At 46.9% G+C, this 10,326-nt stretch carries 11 protein-coding genes; 4 read left to right on the plus strand and 7 right to left on the minus strand.

Annotated elements, in window-relative coordinates:
- Nucleotides 1-608: 608 nt before the first annotated feature.
- The 4 genes from B3157_RS00810 to B3157_RS00825 all read right to left on the minus strand — a co-directional run bounded on the left by B3157_RS00810 (nt 609) and on the right by B3157_RS00825 (nt 3,728).
- Nucleotides 609-1,355: an amino acid ABC transporter ATP-binding protein gene (locus B3157_RS00810; protein ID WP_214059898.1), complete on the minus strand. Its 747-nt coding sequence runs from the start codon at nt 1,353-1,355 to the stop codon at nt 609-611.
- Nucleotides 1,352-2,086, minus strand: coding sequence for an amino acid ABC transporter permease (locus B3157_RS00815; RefSeq protein WP_099829394.1), 735 nt, complete (start codon nt 2,084-2,086; stop codon nt 1,352-1,354). Before B3157_RS00815 ends, B3157_RS00810 begins: the two co-directional genes overlap by 4 nt.
- A 10-nt stretch (nt 2,087-2,096) precedes the next feature.
- A complete protein-coding gene (locus tag B3157_RS00820; protein WP_214059899.1) occupies nt 2,097-2,864 on the minus strand; it encodes a transporter substrate-binding domain-containing protein in 768 nt (255 codons plus the stop codon).
- 258 nt (nt 2,865-3,122) lie between these two features.
- Complete coding sequence (locus B3157_RS00825; RefSeq protein ID WP_214059900.1) at nt 3,123-3,728, minus strand: deoxynucleoside kinase; 606 nt, start codon at nt 3,726-3,728, stop codon at nt 3,123-3,125.
- A 218-nt stretch (nt 3,729-3,946) separates the two neighbouring features.
- Here B3157_RS00825 and B3157_RS00830 point away from each other — a divergent pair, with 218 nt between their 5' ends.
- The 4 genes from B3157_RS00830 (at nt 3,947) to B3157_RS00845 (ending at nt 6,915) form a co-directional block, all read left to right on the plus strand.
- On the plus strand, nt 3,947-4,405 hold the full coding sequence (locus tag B3157_RS00830) for a hypothetical protein (RefSeq protein WP_099829397.1): 459 nt from the start codon (nt 3,947-3,949) through the stop codon (nt 4,403-4,405).
- A 42-nt stretch (nt 4,406-4,447) separates the two neighbouring features.
- Nucleotides 4,448-4,885: a hypothetical protein gene (locus B3157_RS00835; protein ID WP_292588105.1), complete on the plus strand. Its 438-nt coding sequence runs from the start codon at nt 4,448-4,450 to the stop codon at nt 4,883-4,885.
- A 128-nt stretch (nt 4,886-5,013) separates the two neighbouring features.
- Entirely contained in the window at nt 5,014-5,382 is a 369-nt protein-coding gene (locus B3157_RS00840; RefSeq protein WP_214059902.1) for a hypothetical protein, read from the plus strand.
- A gap of 291 nt (nt 5,383-5,673) precedes the next feature.
- Nucleotides 5,674-6,915 (plus strand): glycerate kinase type-2 family protein, encoded by a 1,242-nt coding sequence (locus B3157_RS00845; RefSeq protein ID WP_214059903.1) that lies wholly within the window; start codon nt 5,674-5,676, stop codon nt 6,913-6,915.
- A 68-nt stretch (nt 6,916-6,983) separates the two neighbouring features.
- On the opposite strand, the gene B3157_RS00850 is transcribed toward B3157_RS00845, so the two are convergent.
- From B3157_RS00850 to B3157_RS00860, 3 genes are read right to left on the minus strand one after another with little or no spacing between them, the layout of a single operon-like run.
- Nucleotides 6,984-7,817, minus strand: coding sequence for a carbohydrate ABC transporter permease (locus B3157_RS00850; RefSeq protein ID WP_214059904.1), 834 nt, complete (start codon nt 7,815-7,817; stop codon nt 6,984-6,986).
- Nucleotides 7,814-8,698: a carbohydrate ABC transporter permease gene (locus B3157_RS00855; RefSeq protein WP_099829402.1), complete on the minus strand. Its 885-nt coding sequence runs from the start codon at nt 8,696-8,698 to the stop codon at nt 7,814-7,816. Before B3157_RS00855 ends, B3157_RS00850 begins: the two co-directional genes overlap by 4 nt.
- A 58-nt stretch (nt 8,699-8,756) precedes the next feature.
- Entirely contained in the window at nt 8,757-9,920 is a 1,164-nt protein-coding gene (locus B3157_RS00860) for an ABC transporter substrate-binding protein (protein ID WP_214059906.1), read from the minus strand.
- Nucleotides 9,921-10,326: the final 406 nt, after the last annotated feature.

A 10,326-nucleotide genomic window follows, 5' to 3' on the forward strand; every position in this document is an offset into this window, starting at 1 on the left:
TGCTCGGAGAACGGTGAACCGAAAACGGATAACCGTTCCTGCGACTTGCAACTGTTTCAAAGAACGAGATCCTGGCCAGTAGCGTGCCAGGATGACGTGAAGGACTGTCATTCGAGAGCTTACACTTATGAGCCTGCGCTGGAATCCACTCACTTTCTCATCCCGTAGTGGTTTCTGTACGGGATCTCGCCCTGAAGATCCACTATACGCTTAAGAACAAGCCCCGCTGATCGCTGTGAAATACGGTTCACCGTTGGCTGTCCAAGAGCGAGGATCCGTTCACCGAAAAGGCCGCTGTACGCTTAAAAGCGGAGAACCCGCTGTACGCTGTTTAGAGTCGTCTTCGTTGAAATCAAACCCGAGAACCTTTTTCTTAAAGAAAGAGCACTGTCGAGCCATTCGCTGCGCTCACGAAAAGTCGAGAAGCGAAAATAGGGACAGACGGGCTCCTGACGTCTGTACCGTTTTTCGCGTCCTCTCGCCCTCTCTTTCTCTCTCTCTTCCTCCTCTTCCTCTCTCCTCTTCCCGCTCTTCCAACGTCTTCCCTCTGGCCTCTTACGTCTTTTTTTGCGAGAGATCACGGAAGAAACCCTCATTGCAGGAAAGTGCTATACAATTGCCGAAAGGTCTGTCAAGAACTCGGTTACGTCGTCTGATTTCGACTCGAAGAACTCTTTCGGACAAGAATCGGCAGTTATCTCGCCGTCCTTCAAAAAGATTACCCGATTTGCTATATGCTTTGCGAATTCGGTCTCATGGGTGACGATTATCATCGTCCTCCCTTCTGAGGAGAGCTTTCTGATTACTCTCATTACTTCGCCTACAAGAGACGGGTCTAGGGCCGATGTGGGTTCATCTAGGAGAACAATGTCGGGATTCATGACGAGCGCTCTGGCTATCCCCACTCGCTGTTGCTGTCCACCGGAAAGCTGAGAAGGGTAACTTGTAAGTTTTTCGCCAAGATTCACCTGCCTGAGTTGAATTTCGGCGGCCTTTCTTGCATCTGCCCACTTCATACCGTTCACCTTCACGAGAGGCAGAGCAACGTTATCGACAATCCTCAAATGACTAATCAGATTGAATCTCTGAAATACGAATCCAACCTTTGATCTGAAAGATCTAATTGATTGTCTCGTTCTCTCTACCTGTCTCCCCTTAAAGAAGACCTCGCCTTCATCGGGGGTTATTAGGTTGTTAATGCATCGGAGTAGGGTCGTCTTTCCCGCACCAGAAGAACCCAGGACAGCTATCACATCGCCTTCTTTGACGTCGAACGAGACGTTTTTCAAGACAGACAGCCCATCGAATGATTTTGAGAGGTTCGAGAGCTTCAAAATTACGTTTCTTTCTGTCATGGAATGGCAAGCCTCCTTTCAAGTATCCTTCCTACCAGAGAGATCAGCGATGTCATAAACAGGTAACAGGCGGCAAGTAAGATATACGCTTCAAACACTGCCAAGGTCTGTGTTCCCACCTGTCTGGCGCGCATCGTGAGATCGCCAAGGGCTATGACCGACACCAACGAGCTGTCCTTGATGAGCGTTACGAGCTGTCCGATTAGAGGGGGAATTGAGATTCTAAAGGCTTGTGGAAAGACTATAGAGAACATTATCTGACTTCTGTAGAGTCCCATGGCCTCTCCGGCTTCCTTCTCTCCAGAAGGAACTGCGGCTATCCCCGCTCTAAAGATCTCGCCTACGTATGCTCCCTCAAATAAAGAAAGTGAGACAACTCCCGCCCAGAATCTATCGATGTTAACTGCAGAACCGAAGCCGTAGTAGACTAGAAGAATGACCACCAGTAACGGCATGTTTCTAAAGAACCAAACATAGAGAGTCCCCGCGTCACGCAGCAGATTGACTTTTGAATCTCGTGCAAGTGCTACCACAATTCCCACGATTACTGCAAGAGCAAGAGCGATGACGCTTAGCTGGAGAGTAGTGACGATCCCTTCGATGAAGAGTTTGTAATACCTGGCAAGCGATCTCCAGTTAAAAGGATACACAGCTGAGACTGATGAATAAGAGAACCAGAGCATTCCTGCGACTATTACTCCCAGAATGATTTTCGACATCGCTCTTGTCATAATTCTTTCCTTAGAACTCCGGCTGGTATTCCACGAACCAGTAGTTTTCAAGCTCTTCCAGTGTTCCAGTTGTCTTTACCCACTGAATAAAGGTGTTCAACCACTGAAGTGTTTCAAAGTCTCCCTTTGCAATTGCTACGCCAAAGTCCTCTCTTGTCAGTAGTTCTTCCGTCACATCGAGCTGATCGTATTTCTTTGCCATAAATCTTGCATAAATGGAGTCAAAGATCATTGCGTCGGCCCTTCCGGAAGCAACCTGGAAGGCAGCTTCGTCGATCGTCTCAAACATAAAGATCTGGGCATTGGAGAGGAGTCTGGTTGCTGCTTCTGCGCCCGTCGAACCAAGTTGTACAGCGATCTTGACATCGGGATTGTCCAGGTCTTCCTCGGTGGGTGGAACCGTGTACTTGTTTGTGTTGTAGAGAATTATCTGACCCACTGTCAGATAGGGATCAGAGAAGTTAACTCTCAGAGCCCTTTCCGGAGTTATAGTCATTGCAGACCAGATTATGTCGAATTTGTTTGACATCAGAGCAGGGATTATTCCATCCCAGTTCACAACTACGAATTCCAGTTTCACGCCAAGGATTTCGGCCATCCTCTCGAGGATCTCCACTTCCAAACCGATTCGTTCGCCATCGGGATTGGTTCCATAAAGGGGCATATAACCTGCGTCCTGCCCAACTCTCAGAACACCTCTTTGCCTAACGTCGTCGATCAGACTTCCAAATGCCATTGTCATACAGATCAAAACTGCAAGTACCAGGAACTTCTTCATTCCACACCTCCAATAAAAAAAGACCGGGCCATAAGCCCGGTCTGTTGATTTCCTTAAGAGAGCACGACTAGAAGGTGCCGCCTCCCTCAACCGGGCGCCACAGTCTGTGATGATGAAGCTTGTTTGTCATAAAGAATGAATTCGAACTAACTCTCACACAGATCACCTTCGTAGTGTTTTGATAATTGATAGTATCAACATCTTGTACAGAATGTCAAGTTACGATTTCTGCAAATCTGTTAAGGAATGAACAGCGCTCTACAGGATTCTCTTTATTTCGCCTATGATTCTCTCTGTCTTCTCTGGATTAATGACGATATCAACAGATCTGGCATCTATCTTGTAGACCGGAGAAAGGTCGTATTCTTCAATCCATTGCGAGTACAACCTGTCGAGCTGCTCCCAGTAAGCTATTGGAACTGCAGTCTCCATCTGTCTTCCTCTCCGCCTTATCCTGGAAAGAATCGTATCGACGTCCGCATCGATATAGACCAGCAAGTCAGGCTTCTTCAAGTACTTTATCATTGAATCGAACATTGTCACATAAGCTGCGAATTCCCTTTGAGACATCTTCCCTGTCTCAAAAAGGTTGCGAGCAAAAATCTCTCTGTCTTCATATATCGAACGATCGAAGACGGTGTTGTCTTTCTCTTCAGCCTGTTTCAAAGAACAGTACCTGTGAAATAGAAAGTATGTTTGGAGATGATATGACCATCTCTTTTGATCGTAATAGAAATCCTCGAGGAAGGGATTGTCGGAAACGGATTCGTAGTGAATACTGAATCCAAGACCTTCTGCAATAGCGCTCGCTATAGTAGACTTACCTGCGCCAACATTCCCGGCCAAAACAATAATCTTGCCCAAAAGAACACTCCTCCGCCATGAATGAATATGTCTTAGAAATTCTATCATCAATACACTTGATCGGCTACAAATTGAGATCCAGTAGACCTTTCTTTTGCTTTAGTCCTCAAAGCTATTATATTTCTATACAGTGGTCCTAATGCTGATAACGGTCGGGTAATGTTGTATAATAAATATGTACTTAGGTCGAGTTCGCGCGTTGCAAAGGAGGGATAGAAATGAAGAAACTGTTGTTACTAGCTGTTGTTCTTGGTCTGGCTATCGCCGTTTTTTCCGAACCACTAATCGTTTGGCCCGATAAGGCTCATGGTAAGCCGCTGGTAGCGGGTCTGCACTTTCCCGTCTATGGAGAGGCAAAGCTAGACGTTTTTGGAAACATAACGGGATGGACGGGTCCTAACCTGGGCTTGGGCTGGACATGGAAGACCTATTTTAGTCCACTCGAGCTTCAGAAGATTAATCTCTACTATGAATTTGGAACGAATGTTGTTATCTTCCCATACGTTGGAGTCGGCTTTGATTACGCACTGGTGCTTCAGAACAACCAGACACTTCTGGTCGGAGCAGGTGTTTCTGCTTCACCATTAACCGTTCTGGGCTTTTTCTTCGAGTCACCTTCAGCGATTCTATCGTCTGTCTTGAGTTCGGTGAGACTGAATGTCGCGGTAGTTTTTTGATTGACAGATATGTATAATTGACCCCGAAAGGGGTCTATTTTTTTGAGCGAACATGAGAAGAACGAAGAATCTGAAGAGCTTCAAGTAGTGAATCAACAAGACAGCGAGATCAAAGCCGTGTTGCAGAAATACACGATAGTCGCTGTGATAGTCCTGGCAGTGGTTATTATGCTGCTCTCTTCAAGAGGCCTGGTCGAAGAATTCGACCCCGAGATGGTTTATCCCGCTATAGAAGAGACCGCTCTTCTTTTCGTCAACCAGCACGTGCTTTCAGGAGAGGTGAAAGTTGACCACTTGGAGTTAGTATCCGTTGAATACGCGGAAGTTGATTGGGGAGAGTACTCTTACGAGGCACAGATTGAGTTTTCCAGTTCCGGTACAACTGAAAGTATTTTCACGTCATGGTATTACAGGATCAGGGATGACAATATCGACCTCGCCCGGTACTCATTCGATGGACTGGAGTGGTTTGAACCCTAACTGTTATCATCCTTGCTGTATGCGAGAAATTGCTTCTGGAGAATGAACATACGTTGACTTAATGAGGCCATTAAGTGTAAAATCAGTAAGTAGGATAGGTTCGATATCACTTAAAAGGGGGTAATTTGATGAAAAAAGTCCTTATTCTTGTGGCAGTTCTTTTGGTTGCATCTGTTTTTGTGGCCGCTCCGAAGAACTTCATTCTTGGCCATGGCCTATATGGAGATGTAGTGTATGATCTAGCAGGAAACATCACCGGCTACGAGGGAATGGATTTCTATCTATTCCAGGCAAGCACTTACTACGAAAAGCCGATGACACCAAATGAGCTAAACGCTTATACTTTCGATGGGAAGTTCCTATTCTTCATCCCTGTGTTCGGCAGAGGATGGGAATTCATTCTGAGGCCGGTTGATAATATAGTTCTCAGTGCAGGACTTAGTTTGCTATACAACTTCCTCCCCGGGCCATATCTATACTTGACCATACTTCTCTGAGCCTTTCAGAGATGAGAAAAGACGGTGTGTATGCACCGTCTTTTTCTTTGATTTGTGCTTATATGTGCTGCAGACTATTCTCATTGTAGGCCGACTGGTTTCCTGGAAAAAGTCTCCATCAAGCAACCAGTTTAGGTTCTAATCTATTTACTGCAACTGCTTAATACAAGTCAGAGGAGCGCAAGAATAACTGTTCATAACGATGAATTTTCTTAACTAGTATAGAATTGAATCAGACTAGCATTTCCACTATGGACAGATTCTTTTTCGGTGCTATTGAGGAGGATTGTTTTGAGAGAACTTAGAGAAGATGTGAAGTACATAATCGAGAAATCGATCGAAGCCGTTCAACCTGAGAGCTCGGTAAAAAAGGCGATCGAAAAGGCGGGGCTAACCGGTCCGATATTTCTTCTTGCGATTGGAAAGGCAGCATGGAGAATGGCCAAGGCAGCAAAGGAGAAGCTCGGCGATGAAATCGAACGCGGTGTAGTCATTACTAGATATGGCTACAGTCAAGGAGAAATCGAAGGCATAGAGATATTTGAAGCGGGGCACCCGATTCTAGATAGGAAGACAGTCGAAGCTACCGATCATGCGCTGAAGTTAATTGAATCCGGCAAGCCCGATAAAATCCTCTTTCTTATATCGGGGGGAGGATCGGCACTGTTCGAAAAGCCTGCCGATGGCGTTGCTTTCGAAGATCTTGTGGAGGTTAACAACAAGCTTTTCCGCTCCGGTGCTAGTATCGTCGAGATCAACACAGTAAGAAAACGACTTTCTTCAGTGAAGGGCGGCCGTTTTGCAAGGCTCGTCGCTCCGTCACAGATATATACACTTGTTCTTTCAGACGTTCTTGGCGATCGCTTGGACTCTATAGCGTCCGGGCCGACTTATCCTGACAGCAGTACAAGCGAAGAAGCACTTGCCGTGATCGAGAAGTATGCGCTCAATCTCAGGCCCGAAGTTGTTGAAGCACTGAAGAAGGAGACTCCTGATAGACTTCACAACGTTCAGACCGAGATAATCGGAAGCATCACAAGAGCCTGCGAATCGGCAGCGACATTTGCTAGAGAGCTGGGCTACAACTCTTCAATAGTCACCACCTCACTAGACTGCGAAGCGAGAGATGCCGGAGTCTTCTTGGCCGCAATCGCAAGAGAAGAGCGCTTCAACAGACCTACAAAGAGACCTGCGGCGTTGATACTAGGTGGCGAAACGGTAGTGCATGTTCGGGGAGAAGGTCTCGGAGGCCGTTGTCAGGAGATGACTCTCGCCTTTGCAATCGCAGCAGATGGAATGCAGAACGTAACACTCGCATGTGTAGGTACAGACGGCATTGATGGTCCTACCGATGCGGCTGGAGCAATTGTCGATGGAAACTCTATGAGCAGAATGATCGATGCCGGAATAGATCCGCAACTGTTCCTTCTCGATAACGACTCCTACCACGCTCTGGACAAATCAGGTGATCTATTCAAGACAGGCCCGACGGGCACGAATGTCAACGACCTCATAGTGCTGCTGTGCGAATAGTGTCGATAGATGTAATAATAGAAAGAGGGAATTGACCGCTCATCCAATTCCCTCATTTCATAGGTCTTCTATTTGATTGTCCATCCTACCATTCCCCTTACATAGTATCTCTGCAAGAGGACGTAAATGAGAACGGGAACTATCATGACGAGCAATGACGCGGCCGAAAGCAGTCCCCAGTCAACATGGTAAACACCTCGCATCAGCGGGATTCGTTGAGTCGCGAGCAGCTTTTCCGGTGAGTAGATAAGGATAAGTGCAAGAAAGAAATCACTCCACACCCAGGTGAACTGCAGAGCAGAGGCAGAAGCAATAGCGGGGAATGCATTAGGGAGAACCACGCGGAAAAATATGCCGAAGTCGCCGGCTCCATCGATTCTTGCGGCCTCTTCCATGTCTGCAGGAAGAGTCTTGAAGTAGTTGCGCATGAAGAAAGTTATCCACGGAATTCCCCACGCAGTATGAAGCAATATGAGTCCAAAGAAGGTGTCCACCAACCCAAGGTTGCTCATGATTCTGAAAATGGGTATGGCTATCATCTGCTGAGGAAGAGCAAGCGTTAGCACCACTGTCAATATGAAGGTCTTTCTCAATGGGAATCCGTACCTCGAGATTCCGTAGCCGGCCAGTGTCGCAAGAAGCAGAGGAGCAATAGTAGCTGGAATCGCTATCATTAGCGAATTTATCATTCCCTTGTATAGAGCCGCTGTCCGGTGATTCAACGCTCCGGAGAAGTTCGAGAGAGTCGCATTGAAGGGCTCGAGCTTCCACCATCCATCGATTACCTCGCTGAAAGGCCTCAAGGCCGTCATAACAACACCCATAAGAGGCAGTATCCAGATTAGAGCAACTATCCAGGCTACAACAGTCTTCACAAGAGTCTCTCGTCTCGTTCTCTTCATTCTGCCTCATCCCCCGCCGACTTCATCATTGGTATCGCCGCTAGAAGAGTCGAACCTGCGATTAGCACTGCAACAACAGCAGACTTTCCAAAATCCCACTCTCTGAAGCCGTAGAGATACATCTGGAGCGCCAAGACGTTAGATGAGCCGCCTGGCCCACCCATCGTTGCAATGTAGACAATGTCGAAGACCTTCAGCTCCCATAGAAGCGTCATTGTAAGGACTACAACAGTTATAGGTTTCAGCAGGGGGATAGTGATCTTGAAAAGCATCTTCGCCTTCGAAGCTCCATCTATCTGTGCTGCCTCATAGTATGTGCTTGGGATTGTCTCGAGTCCTGCAGAATAGAGAATCATGGAGAAACCTGTCCATAGCCACACCGAACCGAAGATCAGCGCAAACAAGGCCGTCTCTGGATATGCTGTCCAGGTTTTCGTTTCTAATCCAAGTATCTGAAGAACAAGGTTCACAACGCCCACGTTCTCTTCGAACATGAATCTTATCATTATTCCCCCAACGATCATAGGCATTACCATTCCGAGGAAGATCACGGACTTGACAATCCCTCCACCCTTAACACCTCTCAGAAGAACGGCAAGAAAAAGACCGACGATGGTCGTCAGCGGTAAATGAATGGCTATCCAGAGGATATTGTGGATCAACGAACCATAGGGAAAGCCTCTACTGAATCCTCGCGTATCCAGAATGTCCCTGCTGGAGAAAACCTCAATGTAGTTCGAAAGTGAGATCTTTCCGTCATCGTCCACGAAACTTAGAAAAACCGTATTCAGAGTTGGATACAGAACGAAAACGACCAGGAGAAACAAGGCAGGTAGAATGAAGTACAAGAAGTGTTTTAGCTTAGCCTTTCTTACAGCCAACTATCTCACCTCCGAAAAAAAGTAGTGGGACCCTCAGGGCCCCACTACAGTTCAAGAATTAATTAGGCATCTTCTCGTCAAGATCCATTAGAGCGTCATTGAGTCTTTCTGGGCGGACCCAGATGAGCTTCAGTTGATCCCAGAATGCGGTTTGCCATAGACCACCAATAGAGTCATCAAGATCGTTGAGAGTTTGAACTCCCTCAGTGAGTTTCGCGATTTCCATGTCGACGGCCGGGTAGTTATCCATAGCTACTTCGACCGTTGCTATATGGCCACCCTGTGCGACCTGAATGCTCTGCCCTTTTTCACCGGCAAGGAATTTCACGAGCTCGAGAGCTTCCGCCTTGTTTGTGGCGAATTCTGGAACGAAAGCGTAGTCGATACTGAAAACCATTCCTCGATTCCCCGGGAGGCTGAAAACAGCGAGATCATCGGCATCTTCTACCATTCCGGTTATCCATTGCCCCATGAAGTATAGGCCATAATCTCCTTTCCACCACTGTTCCAGTATCGTTGTCCACTCAGTTGGTACACTGAAGAATCCTCTCTCGATCAGATAGACTAGCTTGCCCATGGCATTTCGAACGGCATGGCTTCTCCATGATGTATTCCCTTCGATAAGATCCTTCTGAAGTTCCGGCCCACCGAACGTTATCAAGAAGTGCTCTGTGACATCAGAAAGAGGCCATCCTACACCATTACCACTTGCAATGGCATTTTTCACTCCAGGCAACGAGTCGATTTTCTCAAGAAGTGCAACAAACTCCTCCCAGGAAGAAGGGACTTCCAAGTCGTGAGCCTCAAAGAAGGATTTTCTGTACCAGAAACCCGGTTTTACCTTTGCCGTGTAAGCTATTCCATAGACCTTTCCGTCTGCGGTTGTTACGTTGTCAAGCGCGCCCGGAATATAAGCATCTCTGTCAATTACATCGGTAAGCTCCGCTATGTTCTTCGTGTTGTTTGTTATGAAACTAGACCACATGAATATCACATCAGCGGGAGCCTTCCTTGCGGCAAACTGAGCAGGTAAGACATTTGCCAGATCCTCTGCCCTGTAAGTCTGATAAGTGTAATCAATTCCCGTTTCTGCCTTGAATGCCTCCAGGACCGGAATGAAAGCATCCATTTCGGAGCCGGACCAAGGTCCGATTACCGAGACGGTACCTGCAAATAGCGCAGTGGTAACTACAAGAAGAACTGCTACCAAAAGCTTCTTCATCAAAAATACCCCCTTTTTCAATGATCGATGTGCTTTTTAGTCAGCAATTCCCTCAAGACCGCATCCACAAAGAAAACCGGGCGCGAGCTTACATCTAAACCAGAAGGGCAGACAGCTCTTCGACTGTCCTTAAGAGAAGATTGTTCAACACCTATCAATATTATAGTAAGTTATACGTCTTAATGTACGAAACAGTCTTTCCAAGTTCGCCAGATATTCTTGCTACGAGGAAAGAAGCGGAATCGTATTCAATAAGATCGATCGAGACAAGACGAGAAAAATCATTTTGAGACGTTCGCTGCGCTCAAGAGAAAGTGGGAGAAAAGCCAGTCACTGCTGAAGTAAGACGCAATGCCGCCTTCGGCGGGACGCAAGGCGCCGAAGAGCATCGGCGGACGCAAGGCTG

Source organism: Mesotoga sp. UBA5557 (genome assembly GCF_002425715.1).
Classification (GTDB): domain Bacteria; phylum Thermotogota; class Thermotogae; order Petrotogales; family Kosmotogaceae; genus Mesotoga.